A 15,259-nucleotide genomic window follows, 5' to 3' on the forward strand; every position below is an offset into this window, starting at 1 on the left:
CAGGCTTATTCGTTGTGGAGATTGCCGTCATGGCCAACGAACTCTATACCCGTACCAACCAGAAAATTTACTTCGCGGGTTTGTCCCTGGAAGCCCTCGGCCGTGCCGAGCAAGGCAAAGAGATGAACGCTATCGCGCTGACCCAGGCCGGTCGGGAAGCTGCCTTGTTTCATCTGTATGGTGCGTTACTGGGGCTGTGCCATGAAATCGCCGGGTACTACCGTCTGCCGCAGGCCGGTGCGCCCCGTGCGGAATTGATCATGACCCGTGAAGTGCTGGAGAGTATGGCTATTCCCGAGCTGGCCGAGCTGGTGGAAATGGCCCAGAGCCCGGACAGCTGGATAGCGCGCCTGCTCAAGGCTCATGCCGACATGTTCCAGCCGCCGCGTGTGCCTCACGTGCCCAAGGGGGATGTGACACAGCCGTTGATTGTGGCTATTTCGCTGGAAGACGATGAGCCCAAGCCGTTGAGCCGTGAGGAGTTGGAAAGCTGGCGCCAGGAGCTGAAAAAGCTGGCGTTGCGCTTTCGCGAAGGTTTGAACGAGTGCTGAAACGGCGTCACTGATGCTCACAGATAAAAGCTGTGGGAGGGGGCTTGCTCCCGATAGCAATGTGTCAGCAATGGAGATATCGACTGACATACCGCTATCGGGAGCAAGCTCCCTCCCACCGTTCGATTGTGTTTTTCGTATTTCTTGCGCTAAAGCGCCATTCATCAAGCCGTAAAGAAACCTCTTCAGTTCCACAGCGAAGCCGGGTGGATGACTGATATAATCCCGGCCTTTCGTGGAGAACAGATTTTTATGCCGACGTCCTTTCTGGAAATTGTTGAACTGCCTGACGGCCGCATCGAACTGCGCCGGGCTGAGGACGAAGGTTCTCTGGTTATTCTGGACTTTTCCGAGGACGCCAAGGTGTTCCTGCAAGGCCAGCACGTGGAAGTGGCAAAAGCCATGTTGAGCGTGGGTGTGCAGATGGCCGGTCGTCTGGCGGAAGGTGAGCCGGAGAAAGACGATGGCCCGAAGGTACTTCACTGAATCACTGCCAAGACTGAATGGATTTTTGTGGCAAGCCCGCGTGCCACAAAAACCCCGTTTACCCCAGTCGAATATTCAAACTCTGCGCATCGCCCATGCGAGCAGCACTGATCAGTTGCTGTTTGGTAGTCGGGTTCAAAGGATTCAACCAGCTCACCACCGTATGGCTACGGCCCAGGCGCAATGCTTCGCAGGTTAACTGCTGGGCGCTTTGCAGGCCGCGTGGCTGCAGCAACAGGATGCGCTCGCGATTAAGGCCGGCGTCCCGCAGCCAGGCCTGAGTAAGGCTGGCGGGCGGGGCGATCAGCGTCAACCAGCGCGCGTCCTGCTCCTCGCTCAATTCCCGAAGGATCGGCGCCAGCAGGCTCAGGCAGTTCCCGGCAGCACCGCGCAACGACAATTCACTGAACGCCTCGGCCTCGGACCCCCACGGGGCCTCGACCGTTTCCTTGAGCAGCGGCGCAAGTGGTTGAGCCATGAAGGCCTCAAACAGCGACAGTTGTGCCTGTTGCGGGGTGTGCATGAACTGCATGATGCCTCCTAGCGGCGTATGACGCCGACACTCAAGCCTTCGATCACCAGGTCCTGATCTTTCAGGTTCACTTCAATCGGGGCGAACTCAGGGTTCTCGGCCAGCAGCCAGACCTTGCTGCCTTCACGCTTGAAGCGCTTGACCGTCACTTCATCGCCGATACGGGCGACGACGATCTGGCCGTTACGCGCTTCGCGGGTGGTGTGCACTGCCAGCAGGTCACCGTCGAAAATGCCCACGTCCTTCATGCTCATGCCATGTACCCGCAGCAGGTAGTCGGCGCGAGGGTGGAAGAAAGTCGGATTGATGTTGCAGGATTCCTCGACGTGCTGCTGCGCAAGGATCGGCGCACCGGCAGCGACTCGGCCAATGATCGGCAGGGTCGACTCGTCGGCCTTGGCTTCAAAACCGGGGATGCGGATTCCCCGTGAAGCGCCTGGGGTCATCTCGATCGCGCCTTTGCGGGCGAGGGCCTTGAGGTGTTCTTCAGCGGCATTGGGGGATTTGAACCCCAGCTCCAGCGCAATTTCCGCTCGCGTCGGCGGGTAGCCGTTGTCATCGAGGCAGCGCTTGATAAAAGCCAGAATCTCAGCTTGGCGTGGCGTCAGTTTTAGCATGTTGATCGCTCTGTCTTTTTATACAGTGACTGGGATTATATACAGTGGACTGCGCTTGGCAATCATCCTTTTCCACACCTCCGCTGGACGGTCATTCGGCAGGCTTCCCACAAGGCAGAGATAGCGCTGCCTACGCACCGTCAAGGATGTGATTAAATACCGGTGAAAAAGGTGACTGCCCGGCCGGAAAACGAACTCACAGGCTTGACAAGACATACCTTGAAACGTATGTTTCAAACAAGTGTTTGTCAGGCGGAGTAGCCATGGCCCAGTCGGAAACCGTTGAACGCATTCTCGATGCCGCCGAGCAATTGTTCGCGGAAAAAGGATTCGCCGAAACTTCATTGCGCCTGATCACCAGCAAGGCCGGGGTTAACCTGGCCGCAGTGAACTACCATTTCGGCTCGAAAAAAGCCTTGATCCAGGCGGTGTTTTCGCGCTTTCTGGGGCCGTTCTGCGCCAGCCTCGACCGCGAGCTGGAGCGCCGCCAGGCCAAGGCCGACCACAAGCCGAGTCTGGAAGACCTGTTGGAGATGCTCGTCGAGCAGGCCCTGGTGGTTCAACCGCGCAGCGGAAACGACCTGTCGATCTTCATGCGCTTGCTGGGCCTGGCGTTCAGCCAGAGCCAGGGCCACCTGCGTCGTTACCTTGAAGACATGTATGGCAAGGTGTTCCGTCGCTACATGTTGCTGGTCAACGAAGCCGCTCCGCGCATTCCGCCCATCGAACTGTTCTGGCGCGTGCACTTCATGTTGGGCGCGGCCGCGTTCAGCATGTCCGGGATCAAGGCACTGCGTGCGATTGCCGAGACCGATTTCGGCGTCAACACCTCCATTGAGCAAGTGATGCGCCTGATGGTGCCGTTCCTGGCCGCCGGCATGCGCGCCGAAACCGGTGTCACCGACCCCGCCATGGCTGACGCCCAACTGCGCCCACGCAGCAAAACTGCACCCGCGCCCGCCAAGGTTTGACCGCTGCGGGTGTGCTTGGCTGCTTGCATCCGCTAAAGTAGCCGCCATGCCGATTTCAGCTATTTACTCGCAACCCGTCGTGCTCACCGTACCTGGTGAGGGCGACGGGGTGTGCGCGTTATTAAAGGAAGGTTTATGACTGCTGCCCTGCAAGGTTCTTTGATGGTCGACGTTGCCGGTACATGGCTGACGGCCGAGGATCGCCACTTGTTGCGCCAGCCTGAGGTCGGCGGTCTGATCATTTTTGCGCGCAATATCGAGCATCCGCGGCAGGTGCGTGAGCTGAGCGCGGCGATACGCGCGGTGCGTCCGGACCTGCTTCTGGCGGTCGATCAGGAGGGCGGTCGCGTACAGCGCCTGCGCCAGGGTTTTGTACGCCTGCCGGCCATGCGTGCGCTGGCGGACAACCCCAACGCCGAATACCTGGCCGAGCAGTGCGGCTGGATCATGGCCACTGAAGTGCTGGCGGTTGGCCTGGACCTGAGCTTCGCCCCGGTGCTGGACCTGGACTACCAGCGCAGCGCCGTGGTGGGCACCCGTTCCTTCGAGGGCGACCCCGAGCGCGCTGCCGTACTCGCCGGTGCCTTTATTCGCGGCATGAACAGCGCCGGTATGGCCGCCACTGGTAAACACTTCCCCGGCCACGGTTGGGCCGAGGCGGATTCCCACGTCGCCATTCCCAATGACGAACGCAGCCTGGAGCAGATTCGCGCCAATGACCTGGTGCCTTTCGCGCGGCTGAGTCGGCAATTGGCGGCAGTGATGCCGGCGCACGTTATCTACCCGCAGGTTGACGCCCAGCCAGCCGGCTTTTCGCGACGCTGGTTACAGGACATCCTGCGTGGCGAGTTGCAATTTGACGGCGTGATTTTCAGCGATGACCTGTCCATGGCCGGCGCCCATGTGGTCGGCGACGCCGCCAGCCGTATCGAAGCAGCGCTGACTGCCGGCTGCGACATGGGGCTGGTGTGCAACGATCGCGCGGCCGCCGAGCTTGCACTCACCGCCGCGCAACGGATGAAGGTCACGCCCTCTGCGCGCATTGCGCGGATGCGCGGCCAGGCAATTGCGTCGACGGACTACAAGCAGGACCCGCGTTGGATGCTGGCGACAGGTGCGCTGCGGGATGCGCAATTGATCGAGTGACAAGCGGTGTTTGTCCGCGGCTTCAAGTGTAGGAAGCCTCCGAATCAAGTGGCTGTACGTTCGTACTGGTAGGCAGGACATATCCGTCTTTATCTGTTTAACGGCCGGTGTAAAGTGTGTACCCATGAGCGATCTGATCAAACGTCTCGCTAGCCTGGACTGGCAGGATAACTTTACGCGTAGCACGCTTGAGCGTGCTTTTGACTATGCCGATGAAGGCCGCATCCAACTGGTCGAGGTCGGCGCCCAGCGACTCATTGCAAAATGCAGAGGCTCTGGCGGCAATGTCTATTCGGTGGTGATCACGCTGGCCGCCACAGGCGGCCCGGGCTTCAGCGATATGCATTGCGTGTGTTCCTGCCCTGTGGGGATGGACTGCAAACATGCTGCTGCCGTCTTGTTCGAGTTGAGCATGAACATGCTATCGAATGAGCAGGATGAGCCAGGAGAACCTGCGCAGGCACCGAGCGAGCGTCTTCATCCGCAGATCGAGCAATGGCTCAACACGATCCCTGCCACCACTCCCGCGATTGAGTCATTACCCAAAGGCAGCACCATCTGCCTGTTGTACCAGCTCAATCCGGATGCTTATTCAAATCGCTGGTCGCTGAGTGTCTATCGGGCGCGCCCCCTGAAAAAGGGCGGTTTCGGCGACATCAAGGCCCTGTATTCCCTCGATGAAACCCTGTCGCGCGCGCCGGCGTACATGTTGGAGGTGGACAAGCGTATTTGTCGGTTGCTGTTGCTTGGAAGAGCCTATGGGCGGCACGGCAGCAGTTTTCCGCTGGAGGGGGAGGACGGCGCTGAAATTCTCAAGCTGGCGCTCAAGACCGAGCGCCTCTACCTGGACTTCGATGCTCAGTTGCCCCTGAACGCAGGCGCCACGCGTGTGGCTCATTTCAACTGGGCCGTGCAATCGGACGGCAGCCACCGACCGCAGTGGCGAGCGGGCTTGCCCTAATGCCGTTCAGTTAAGGAAATTTTGATTGTTCCCACGCGTGGGAACGATCAAGAGGGCTCTTGTGGGCTTATTGTGGCGAGCGGGCTTGCCCCGCGTTGGGGTGCGAAGCGCCCCCCATCGAGCAAAACGCGGTGTACCTGATACGGCTCAGCGCCTGCCTTTGGGGCTGCTGCGCAGCCCAACGCAGGACAAGCCTGCTCGCCACAGGGAATCTGCGCTTAACTGAACGGCATTAGGGCTTGCCCCGCGTTGGGGTGCGAAGCGCCCCCAATCAAGCAAAACGCGGTGTGCCTGATACGGCTCAGCGTCTGGTTTTGGGGCTGCTGCGCAGCCCAACGCAGGACAAGCCTGCTCGCCACAGGGAATCTGCGCTTAACTGAACGGCGTTAGGGCTCGCCCCGCGTTGGGTTCGCAGCCCCCCCCAATCAAGGACAACGCGGTCTGTCTGACACTGCGCGGAGCCTGGTTTTGGGGCTGCTTAGCAGCCCAACGCGGGGTTAGCCCTAATGCCGTTCAGTTAAGGAAAATGTGTGGGCTTATTGTGGCGAGCGGGCTTGCCCCGCGTTGGGGTGCGAAGCGCCCCCAATCAAGCAAAACGCGGTGTACCTGATACGGCTCAGCGTCTGGTTTTGGGGCTGCTGCGCAGCCCAACGCAGGACAAGCCTGCTCGCCACAGAACCGCTCTATCCGGTCAACGCTTTTCCTGTTTATTGGGCAACGGCGCAAACAACGCCTCAATATCGTCATTGCCCAACTGCCAATCCCCGGTGGTTCGGCCGTCCAGTACGCCCGCCGCCAGATCCGACTTTTCCTTCTGCAGGTGCTGGATTTTCTCCTCCACCGTGCCCCGCGCAATCATCTTGTACACGAACACCGGCTTCTCTTGCCCGATGCGGTATGCGCGATCGGTGGCCTGGTTTTCGGTGGCCGGGTTCCACCACGGATCATAGTGAATCACGGTGTCGGCTTCGGTCAGGTTCAACCCCACACCGCCGGCCTTGAGGCTGATCAGGAATATCTGCAACTTGCCGCTCTGGAAGTCCTTGACCGGCGTGCGCCGATCCCGGGTCTGGCCGGTGAGCAAGGCGTAGGCGATCCCGCGCTGTTGCAGCTCCACTTCGATCAGGCTCAGCATCGAAGTGAATTGCGAGAACAGCAGCACCCTGCGCCCCTCGGCAAACAACTCATCGAGCATCTGCATCAGGCTGTCGAGCTTGCCCGAGCTGCTGCCATGGGCGGGCAGGCTGGCGTCGTTGACCAGGCGCAGGTCACAGCACACCTGGCGCAACTTCAGCAGCGCCTCGAGGATGATGATCTGGCTGCGCGCCACGCCCTTGCGGGTGATCTCGTCACGGACTTTCTTGTCCATGGCCAGGCGCATGGTTTCGTACACGTCGCGCTGCGCCTCGTTGAGATCGACCCAATGAATGATCTCGGTCTTGGGCGGCAATTCGGTGGCCACCTGTTCCTTGGTGCGCCGCAACAGGAAGGGTTTGATCCGACCGTTGAGGTGCTGCAAGCGCACCTCACTGGCGCGCTTTTCGATGGGCACGCGGTAATCACGATTGAAGCTTTTGACGTCCCCCAGCCAGCCCGGCAGCAGGAAGTGGAACAGCGACCACAACTCGCCCAGGTGGTTTTCCAGCGGCGTACCGCTCAGGCACAGGCGCTGGCGTGCATTCAGCCCGCGTGCCGCCTGGGCCGCCTTGCTGTTGGGGTTCTTGATGTACTGCGCTTCATCGAGGATCAGCACGTGCAAGGGCAGGGCGGCGAGCTGTTCGATGTCCTTGGGCAGCAGCGCATAGGTGGTCAGCAGCAGGTCGTAGTCCTGCAGGCTCTGATCCTTCGACGGCGCGAAATATTTCTTGCGCCCGGCGCCGTACAGCGCCAGCACCTTGAGTTGTGGGGTGAAATGCGCGGCTTCGTCGAGCCAGTTGGGAATCAGGCTGGTGGGCATCACCACCATGCACGGCCGGTCCAGGCGCCCGGCGGCCTTTTCCGTAAGGATATGCGCCAGGGTTTGCAGGGTTTTGCCCAGGCCCATGTCATCCGCCAGAATCCCGCCCACGTCCAACTGGCGCAGTGACTGCATCCAGCTCAGTCCCTCCAACTGGTACGGGCGCAGCGTCGCATTCAAGCCTTGGGGCGCGACGCAGGTGAAGTCCTTGATGTCGCGCAGGCGCTGGGCAAAGTTGCGGATCTTTTCGCCGCCTTCCCATTGCAGCGGCAGGTCTTGCAACGGGTTCAAGCGAATCGCGTCGGCCTTGGCCAGGCGCAACGTGGTGGTGCCCGGCTCCTGCAGATAGAACTCGCCGAGGGTGGCCAGCACCGGTTTGAGTCGACCGTACGGCAGCGCCACCTGCAGCGGTCCGTGGCCGTTGGGCAGGCCGGGGATATTCACCAGGATCAGCTCTTCATCGCGGCGCCGTGCCAGTTTCTCCGGGTTGAGAATTTCGGTGTGGGAGCGCATCAGGTTCAGCAGAATCGGCAGCAGGCTCAGGCGTTCGCCGTTGACGATGATGCCCAGCTCCAGGTCGAACCAGTCGCGCTCCGGCGCTTCGTCGACGCTGGCGTACCAGTCGTCTACCGGGCTCAGGTCGAAGCCGAAATCCTCATCGATCTGCAGCTCCCAGCCCTCGGCGCGCAAGCCTGGCGATGCATTGAGGGTGAAGTTCAGCCAGGCGCTGTCGTTGACCATCTCGAACAGTTCGCCGGCGCTTTCCGGCAGTGCCTTGCTCTGGCGCGTGGCGATCTTGAAACCGAGCTGGCGCAGGCGCTCGCGATACGGTTGCTCAAGCTCCGGGTGGCGTTTGATGCGCAGGCTCCGGGTTTCCTGGCGCACGATGATGTCGGCGTTTTTCTGCCCGCTGACGTAGTTGCCCAGGTAGTTGAACGACAACGCCGCACGGTGCTGGATGTAGCGCTGCATCTTGCCGTTGCGCGGCTCGAACGCGCTGAACTCGACACTGGCCAGCCACAGGCGCGGCACCGGCAGCACATCCTCCATCACCACCTGCGGCAGCACCACGCGGTTGTCGAGCACGGCCTGCAATTTACCCAGCAGCTCGGCGTCCTGCACCGCCGCCGGGTAGGCCAGGGTTTCCTGGACCTTGAGCAACACCGCAGCGATGTGTTTGCAATTGGTGTGGACCGGGCAGGTGCAGCGGCTGTCCACCAGGATCAGCATGCCCTTGGCCGACTCACGCAACGAGATGGTCTGGCGATAGACGTTGCCGCCCGAGCCCTCGCAACTGGCGACGATGGTGCTGTCGCCGGATTCGACGATGCGCACGCGGTTTTCCAGCGCATACCGCCGGCCGCGCTCCAGGCTTTGCTCCTTGAAGCGGTTGGCCCACGAGGGGGCCAGGGGCTTGGTCAACGACGGCGTCAGGGACATGGCGCAGGATCAGTCCTGAAGGCCCGGCGGAGGCGCACTGGGGGGCTTGGCGGTCAGCGAAGTGATCTTGATCAGCAACGCCAGGTGGCCGCCGTCCAGGTAGTTGAGCTGATTGTTCTTGGTGCGCACGTCTTTCTGGGCCAAGTGTTCGCTGGCGATCACGCTGCCGTTGGCGTCGAACTGGTTGATCCAGAAGTCCGCGTCGATGTCGGTAAAGCGCCCCAGTTGCAGGCGCAGCACGCCCTGGAGGGGGAACTGGCCGAACTGTTCGGCGCCGTCGGTGATCGCGATTTTTACCGGTTGCTCACCGAGGTTCTGCTCCCAGGCCTTGTGCGCCAACACCGTGTAGCTTGAGTCGGCGCGCAGCTTGTCGACGATGGTGCCCAGGCGCGGCGGGCTCATCCGCTCGCCCAGGCGCGGTGCGCCGGCGTCCCAGTCTTCTGCGGCGGGGCGGCTGTTGATCAGCGGTTCCGCGTTCTGGCGCACCAGGATCATTTCGACCTGGTAAGGACTGTCGGCCAATGCCGCAGGCGCCACAACCACCAGCAACAGGCTCAAGATGCGGAACAGGCGCATGGGGGCGTCCTTCATGCAGATTTCGGAATGAGGCGCTCAAACAGCGCCTCCAGGGTATTGAAGCGTTCTTCCGGGCGTTCCATCGGCACCATGAATCTGAACAGCGTCGCCCCTTCGAATTTGTAGCGGTTGGGCTGGCCCTGGATCAGCTTGATCAGTACCAACGGGTCCACCGGCGTCTGCGCTTCAAACTCGATGCGCCCACCCTGCGGCCCGGCGTCGACCTTCTTGATGCCCAACTGCTCGGCCTGCAATTTGAGCAGGGTCAGACGCACCAGGTTCTTGGTCGGGTCGGGCAACAGGCCGAAGCGGTCGATCATCTCGACCTGCAGGTCCTTGAGGCCTTCTTCGTCGGTGGCCGAAGCGATGCGCTTGTACAGGATCAGCCGCGCGTGCACATCCGGCAGGTAGTCTTCGGGAATCAACGCCGGCAGGCGCAGGTTGATCTCCGGGCCGCCGCCCAGCGGTTGATCGAGGTTGGGTTGCTCGCCCTTGCGGATGGCTTTGACCGCGCGCTCCAGCATCTCCATATAAAGCGTGAAGCCCACGGCCTGAATCTGCCCGCTCTGGCCGTCGCCCAGCAACTCGCCGGCGCCACGGATTTCCAGGTCGTTGGTGGCCAGCACAAAGCCGGCGCCCAGGTCCTGGGTGTTGGCGATGGCTTCCAGGCGCTTTTCGGCGTCGGAGGTGATCTGCTGGCGCGGCGGCGTGAGCAGGTAGGCGTAGGCCTGGTGGTGACTGCGCCCGACCCGGCCGCGCAACTGGTGCAACTGGGCCAGGCCGAACTTGTCGGCACGCTCGATGATGATGGTGTTGGCGCTCGGCACGTCGATGCCGGTCTCGATGATGGTCGAGGCGATCAGCACGTTGAAGCGCTTGTGGTAGAAGTCGCTCATTACCTGTTCGAGTTCGCGTTCGCGCATCTGCCCGTGGCCGATGGCGATGCGCGCTTCCGGTACCAGTTCGGCGAGGTCGGCGGCGCATTTCTCGATGGTCTTCACATCGTTGTGCAGGTAGTACACCTGGCCGCCGCGCAGCAGTTCACGCAGCAGCGCTTCCTTGACCGTGCTTTTGTTCTGCTCCATCACGAAGGTGCGCACCGACAGCCGGCGCGCCGGTGGCGTGGCGATGATCGACAGGTCGCGCATGCCCGACACCGCCATGTTCAGCGTGCGCGGAATCGGCGTGGCGGTGAGGGTGAGAATGTCGACTTCACTGCGCAGCGCCTTGAGCTGTTCTTTCTGACGCACGCCGAAGCGGTGCTCTTCGTCGATGATCACCAGGCCCAGGTTCTTGATCTTCACGTCGTCCGACAGCAGCTTGTGCGTGCCGATGACGATGTCGATCCTGCCCTCGGCCAGGTCGGCGATGGCGGCGTTGACTTCCTTGGCCGACTTGAAGCGGCTCATCACTTCCACGCTCACCGGCCAGTCGGCAAAGCGGTCGCGAAAGCTGTTGTAGTGCTGCTGGGCGAGCAGGGTGGTCGGCACCAGAATGGCGACCTGGCGACCGCCGTGCACGGCAATGAACGCGGCGCGCATTGCTACTTCGGTCTTGCCGAAGCCGACGTCGCCGCACACCAGGCGGTCCATCGGCTTGGGCGCGAGCATGTCGGCGCGCACGGCTTCGATGGTGGTTTGCTGGTCCGGGGTTTCTTCGAAGGCAAAGCCGGCGCTGAAGGTGGCGTAGTCGGCCTTGGGGTCGGCGAACGCATAGCCCTCGCGCGCGGCACGTCGTGCGTAGATATCGAGCAGTTCGGCCGCCACGTCGCGCACCTGTTCGGCGGCCTTGCGCTTGGCTTTTTGCCAGGTCTCGGAGCCGAGGCGGTGCAACGGCGCCAGCGCGTCGTCGCTGCCGGTATAGCGTGCGATCAGGTGCAGGCTGGCCACCGGCACATAGAGCTTGGCGCCCTCGGCGTATTCCATGGTGAGGAATTCGGCGGCCTGGTTGTCGATCTCCAGGGTCTGCAGACCGAGGTAGCGGCCCACGCCGTGGTCGATATGCACCACCGGCGCGCCTTCACGCAGCTCGGTGAGGTTTTTGATCACCGCATCATTGTTGTGGTCGGCGCGTTTTTCGCGGCGGCGACGCTGCATCACGCGCTGGCCGAACAGCGGGCTTTCGGCGATCAGCGCCAGCGCCGGGTCGTCCAGCAGCAAGCCTTCATCGAGCGGCGCAATGGTGATGGCCAGGCGCTCCTGGCTGTTGACGAAGTCCGGCCAACTGTCGACAGTTTTCGGCCGCAGTTTGAGGCGCTCCAACAGCTCCAGCAGCACTTCGCGGCGCCCGGCGGACTCGGCGGTAAACAGCACGCGGCCCGGGAAGTCGCCGAGGAAGTTGGACAGCGCTTCCAACGGTTGCGTGGCTTTGGCCTGGATCGACAAGTCCGGCAGGGTCGCGGCGGGGAAGCGCTCGCGGCCACTGCCGGCGTCCACGTCCTGCTGGCTGGCGACCACACGCGGCCAGTTTTTCAGGCGGGCGAAGCAGTCTTCCACCGGCAGGAACAGCTCGGCGGGCGGCAACAGCGGGCGGGACGGGTCGACGCGACGCTCTTCATAGCGGTTGCGCACGTCGTTCCAGAAGTTTTCTGCCGCCTGCTCGATGCCCGGCAGCGAGAACACCTGGGTGTCCTGGGGCAGGTAGTCGAACAGCGTGGAGGTTTCGTCGAAGAACAGCGGCAGGTAGTACTCGATACCGGCCGGGGTAATCCCGCTGCTCAGGTCCTGGAAGATCGGGCAGCGGCGGAAGTCGACGTCGAAGCGTTCGCGAAAGCGCGCCTTGAAGCGCGTGACCGCGTCCTTCTGCAGCGGGAACTCCCGGGCCGGCAACAGCTTGACCGAGTCGACTTTGTCGATGGAGCGCTGGTTTTCCGGGTCGAAGGTGCGCAGCGTCTCGATTTCGTCATCGAACAGGTCGATGCGGTACGGCAACTTGCTGCCCATGGGGAACAGGTCGATCAGCGCGCCGCGCACGGCGAACTCACCGTGCTCGTACACCGTGTCGACGCAACGGTAGCCGCTGGCCTCCAGGCGCGTGCGCATCTGTTCCACGTCGAGCTTCTGGCCGATGTCCAGCACCAGGCTGCTGCCCAGCAGAAATTTGGTCGGCGCCAGGCGGTGCAAGGCGGTGGTGATCGGCACCACCAGCACGCCGTGGGCCAGTTCCGGCAGGCGGTACAGGCTGGCAATGCGCTGGGAAATGATGTCCTGATGCGGCGAGAACAGGTCGTAGGGCAGGGTTTCCCAGTCGGGAAAATGCAGCACCGGCAAATCCGGCACGAAGAAGCTCAGCTCCTGCTCCAGCCGCTCGGCGCTCTGGCTGTCGGCGGTGAGCAGCAGGGTAAAGCGCTTGGCTGCGCTGGCAGCCTCGGCAATGGCCAGGCTCAGGGCGGCACCGGGCAGGTTGCCCCAGTGCTGTTTACCTGCCGCAGCAGGGAGGAGCGGTAGACGCAGGACGGGCACGGAAGGTTGAGCTCCAAGCGTTGCGACAAAGTCGGTAATTGTAACGGCCAGAGGTGCCGCCTGTCAGTTGCTGACTGTGCCTGATGCGGTTTTCGGGAAATGTAGTGGCTAAGACAAACAATGCTCGGTTTTGACTCAATATGTAGTGCCAAAAACGATGGATATTTCGGAGGGTTACGGACAAGTCGGCCGTGGCGTGCCACTGGTGGCCTTCTGGAAGCCACGTATTTCAAGGGCTGTGGCGGGGTGGTGGTTTTTTGCAAGGGGTTTTTGTTCGCCCTGGCGCATTGCTCATCGCGCACTCGGACGACATAATGTAGCCCCTTTTTTCAGCCCCTACATGTGGAAGGTTCCCGTGACTCAGAAGCCCGACCAGTGTCTTGGTGAATGGATCGACCGTGAAGCACTCGCAGAAGCGATGATCCCGCTTATCGGTCAGCTGTACCGCAATAACAATGTGGTGAGCTCGATCTATGGCCGCAGCCTGATCAACCAGTCTGTCATCGCGATTCTCAAAGCCCACCGCTTTGCGCGTCACCGTTCCGCCGACGACAGCGAACTCTCCGTCCACGAAACATTCCCGCTGCTCAAGGCCATGAGCGAGCTCAAGCTCGGCGCGGCCTCGGTCGACCTCGGCAAACTGGCCTACAAATTCCGCAAGGAAGGCGCCGGCCGCAGCGCCGAGCAGTTCGTGCGTGAAGAAATGGCCGACGTGGTTGGCCAGCAAAGCGCCGCCGCCCGCAAGGGCACCGACGTGGTGCTGTACGGTTTCGGTCGGATCGGTCGCCTGCTGGCGCGCATCCTCATCGAAAAAACCGGCGGCGGCGACGGCCTGCGCCTGCGGGCCATCGTGGTGCGCAAAGGTGCCGACAACGACTTGACCAAGCGCGCCAGCCTGCTGCGTCGCGATTCGGTGCACGGTCCGTTCAACGGCACCATCGTCATCGACGAAGAAAACAGCACCATCACCGCCAACGGTAACCTGATCCAGGTGATCTACGCGAAGAACCCGTCCGAGGTGGATTACACCCAGTACGGCATCAAGGATGCCCTGCTGGTGGACAACACCGGCGTATGGCGTGACGCCGAAGGCCTCGGCCAGCACCTGGCCTGCCCGGGTATCGACCGTGTTGTCCTCACCGCGCCCGGCAAGGGCAAGCTGAAGAACATCGTGCACGGCATCAACCATGGCGAGATCACCGCTGACGACAAGATTGTCTCCGCTGCGTCCTGCACCACCAACGCCATCGTGCCGGTGCTCAAGGCGGTGAACGACAAGTTCGGCATCGTCAATGGTCACGTCGAGACCGTTCACTCGTACACCAACGACCAGAACCTGATCGACAACTTCCACAAGGGCGACCGCCGTGGCCGCAGCGCTGCGCTGAACATGGTGATCACCGAAACCGGCGCCGCCACCGCTGCGGCCAAGGCCCTGCCTGAGCTGGCCGGCAAGCTGACCGGCAACGCGATCCGCGTGCCGACGCCGAACGTGTCGATGGCCATTCTCAACCTCAACCTTGAGACTGCCGCCAGCCGTGAAGAGATGAACGAGTACCTGCGCTACATGGCGCTGCACTCGGATCTGCACAAGCAGATCGACTACGTTAACTCGCAGGAAGTGGTGTCCACCGACTTCGTGGGCTCGCGCCACGCCGGTGTGGTGGACGCCGAGGCCACCATCAGCCAGGACAACCGCGTTGTGCTGTATGTGTGGTACGACAACGAGTTCGGCTACAGCTGCCAGGTGGTGCGCGTGATGGAAGACATGGCTGGGGTTAACCCGCCGGCGTTTCCGCGTTAAGCCTGTGTGTTGAAATGAAAAGGCCCCGACTGGTTCGGGGCTTTTTTATGGCGCGCAGTTTGTGTTGTTTGTGAGGGCCTCATCGGGAGCAAGCCCCCTCCCACATTTCGACTGTGTGAATGCAGTCGAAATGTGCGAGGGGGCTTGCTCCCGATAGCGGCGGGGCAGTCAACATTCTCCTCAATTGAGTAACGCGCTGCGCAGGCTGTCGGACAAGCCCTTGGGCGCCAGCCAGATGCCCAGATAGGCCTTCGCCAGCGCCTCATCGCGACTGCTGAACACCACCTTGCCATTGATCTCCAGGTTCAAACCGCGTCCCGGTCGAACATCCAGTGCATAGCGATCGCCGCTGCGGATAGTGCGAAAACTGGCGTGCAACTTGTCCAGCTCCGGCTTTAACCGGGCGCTGGCCTGCTGGCGCTCCAGGGTAGCCGTCGCGGCCTTGATCACATCATTGCGGTCAATGTCGCGAAAGTAATAGAGCTCCAGGCGCAGCGCTTTCTGCTGATCCCAGGCTTGCCTTGCGCTCGAATCCGCTGGCGCATACAGCGCAGCCGCATACACATCCGCCCAGAGATAATTGAGCACCGCCTGATTTTTCAGCACCAGCCCCTCGACCTGCGGCCGGAAAGCCGCTTGCCTGAGTCGGTCGGCATCGTTGGCGTGCGCGGTGATCGACAGCATGAGCATCAAGCAGATAAAGAGTTGTCGCATAATGGCCCTTCCTGAATTCAGCGCTGATTTGGGTGCTGTAGTA

General features: G+C 61.8%; 12 protein-coding genes. 6 read left to right on the forward strand and 6 right to left on the reverse strand.

The features are described 5' to 3' along the window. Positions 1 to 29: 29 nt before the first annotated feature. On the forward strand, positions 30 to 551 hold the full coding sequence (locus tag JOE32_RS24550) for a DUF6586 family protein (RefSeq protein WP_209990109.1): 522 nt from the start codon (positions 30 to 32) through the stop codon (positions 549 to 551). A 252-nt stretch (positions 552 to 803) separates the two neighbouring features. Next, positions 804 to 1,037 (forward strand): hypothetical protein, encoded by a 234-nt coding sequence (locus tag JOE32_RS24555; protein WP_209990112.1) that lies wholly within the window; start codon positions 804 to 806, stop codon positions 1,035 to 1,037. Positions 1,038 to 1,095: 58 nt separating this feature from the next. Here the strand turns inward: JOE32_RS24555 and sulA are convergent, their stop codons facing one another. Then, positions 1,096 to 1,569, reverse strand: coding sequence for an SOS-induced cell division inhibitor SulA (gene sulA, locus JOE32_RS24560; protein WP_209990116.1), 474 nt, complete (start codon positions 1,567 to 1,569; stop codon positions 1,096 to 1,098). Between the two features lie 8 nt (positions 1,570 to 1,577). After that, entirely contained in the window at positions 1,578 to 2,186 is a 609-nt protein-coding gene (lexA, locus tag JOE32_RS24565; RefSeq protein WP_003172575.1) for a transcriptional repressor LexA, read from the reverse strand. 263 nt (positions 2,187 to 2,449) lie between these two features. On the opposite strand from lexA, the gene JOE32_RS24570 reads away from it, so the two are divergent. From JOE32_RS24570 to JOE32_RS24580, 3 genes are all read left to right on the forward strand, one after another. Continuing rightward, positions 2,450 to 3,157, forward strand: coding sequence for a TetR/AcrR family transcriptional regulator (locus JOE32_RS24570; protein ID WP_209990119.1), 708 nt, complete (start codon positions 2,450 to 2,452; stop codon positions 3,155 to 3,157). 135 nt (positions 3,158 to 3,292) lie between these two features. Continuing rightward, positions 3,293 to 4,303 (forward strand): beta-N-acetylhexosaminidase, encoded by a 1,011-nt coding sequence (nagZ, locus tag JOE32_RS24575; protein ID WP_209990122.1) that lies wholly within the window; start codon positions 3,293 to 3,295, stop codon positions 4,301 to 4,303. A 124-nt stretch (positions 4,304 to 4,427) separates the two neighbouring features. Beyond that, entirely contained in the window at positions 4,428 to 5,264 is an 837-nt protein-coding gene (locus JOE32_RS24580) for an SWIM zinc finger family protein (RefSeq protein ID WP_209990125.1), read from the forward strand. Positions 5,265 to 5,955: 691 nt separating this feature from the next. Here JOE32_RS24580 and JOE32_RS24585 read toward each other — a convergent pair. The 3 genes from JOE32_RS24585 to mfd are packed head-to-tail and all read right to left on the reverse strand — an operon-like array spanning position 5,956 to position 12,698. Continuing rightward, positions 5,956 to 8,661: a DEAD/DEAH box helicase gene (locus tag JOE32_RS24585; RefSeq protein ID WP_209990128.1), complete on the reverse strand. Its 2,706-nt coding sequence runs from the start codon at positions 8,659 to 8,661 to the stop codon at positions 5,956 to 5,958. 9 nt (positions 8,662 to 8,670) lie between these two features. Continuing rightward, complete coding sequence (locus JOE32_RS24590) at positions 8,671 to 9,237, reverse strand: CsiV family protein (protein ID WP_209990132.1); 567 nt, start codon at positions 9,235 to 9,237, stop codon at positions 8,671 to 8,673. 11 nt (positions 9,238 to 9,248) lie between these two features. Then, positions 9,249 to 12,698, reverse strand: a complete 3,450-nt coding sequence (gene mfd, locus JOE32_RS24595; protein WP_209990135.1) for a transcription-repair coupling factor — start codon at positions 12,696 to 12,698, stop codon at positions 9,249 to 9,251. Between the two features lie 340 nt (positions 12,699 to 13,038). Here mfd and JOE32_RS24600 point away from each other — a divergent pair, with 340 nt between their 5' ends. After that, positions 13,039 to 14,502, forward strand: coding sequence for a glyceraldehyde-3-phosphate dehydrogenase (locus JOE32_RS24600; RefSeq protein ID WP_032870509.1), 1,464 nt, complete (start codon positions 13,039 to 13,041; stop codon positions 14,500 to 14,502). Between the two features lie 180 nt (positions 14,503 to 14,682). On the opposite strand, the gene JOE32_RS24605 is transcribed toward JOE32_RS24600, so the two are convergent. Then, positions 14,683 to 15,216, reverse strand: coding sequence for a chalcone isomerase family protein (locus JOE32_RS24605; protein WP_209990137.1), 534 nt, complete (start codon positions 15,214 to 15,216; stop codon positions 14,683 to 14,685). Positions 15,217 to 15,259 lie beyond the last annotated feature (43 nt).

The sequence above is a fragment of the Pseudomonas sp. PvP025 genome (genome assembly GCF_017832155.1).
In the GTDB taxonomy this organism is placed as follows: Bacteria; Pseudomonadota; Gammaproteobacteria; order Pseudomonadales; family Pseudomonadaceae; genus Aquipseudomonas.

What these genes read in the sequence shown, in the direction of transcription:
- JOE32_RS24550 (WP_209990109.1), top strand. Translation starts at nt 30, where the DNA reads ATGGCCAACGAACTCTATACCCGTACCAACCAGAAAATTTACTTCGCG.
- JOE32_RS24555 (WP_209990112.1), top strand. Translation starts at nt 804, where the DNA reads ATGCCGACGTCCTTTCTGGAAATTGTTGAACTGCCTGACGGCCGCATC.
- sulA (WP_209990116.1), bottom strand. Translation starts at nt 1,569, where the DNA reads ATGCAGTTCATGCACACCCCGCAACAGGCACAACTGTCGCTGTTTGAG.
- lexA (WP_003172575.1), bottom strand. Translation starts at nt 2,186, where the DNA reads ATGCTAAAACTGACGCCACGCCAAGCTGAGATTCTGGCTTTTATCAAG.
- JOE32_RS24570 (WP_209990119.1), top strand. Translation starts at nt 2,450, where the DNA reads ATGGCCCAGTCGGAAACCGTTGAACGCATTCTCGATGCCGCCGAGCAA.
- nagZ (WP_209990122.1), top strand. Translation starts at nt 3,293, where the DNA reads ATGACTGCTGCCCTGCAAGGTTCTTTGATGGTCGACGTTGCCGGTACA.
- JOE32_RS24580 (WP_209990125.1), top strand. Translation starts at nt 4,428, where the DNA reads ATGAGCGATCTGATCAAACGTCTCGCTAGCCTGGACTGGCAGGATAAC.
- JOE32_RS24585 (WP_209990128.1), bottom strand. Translation starts at nt 8,661, where the DNA reads ATGTCCCTGACGCCGTCGTTGACCAAGCCCCTGGCCCCCTCGTGGGCC.
- JOE32_RS24590 (WP_209990132.1), bottom strand. Translation starts at nt 9,237, where the DNA reads ATGCGCCTGTTCCGCATCTTGAGCCTGTTGCTGGTGGTTGTGGCGCCT.
- JOE32_RS24600 (WP_032870509.1), top strand. Translation starts at nt 13,039, where the DNA reads ATGTGGAAGGTTCCCGTGACTCAGAAGCCCGACCAGTGTCTTGGTGAA.
- JOE32_RS24605 (WP_209990137.1), bottom strand. Translation starts at nt 15,216, where the DNA reads ATGCGACAACTCTTTATCTGCTTGATGCTCATGCTGTCGATCACCGCG.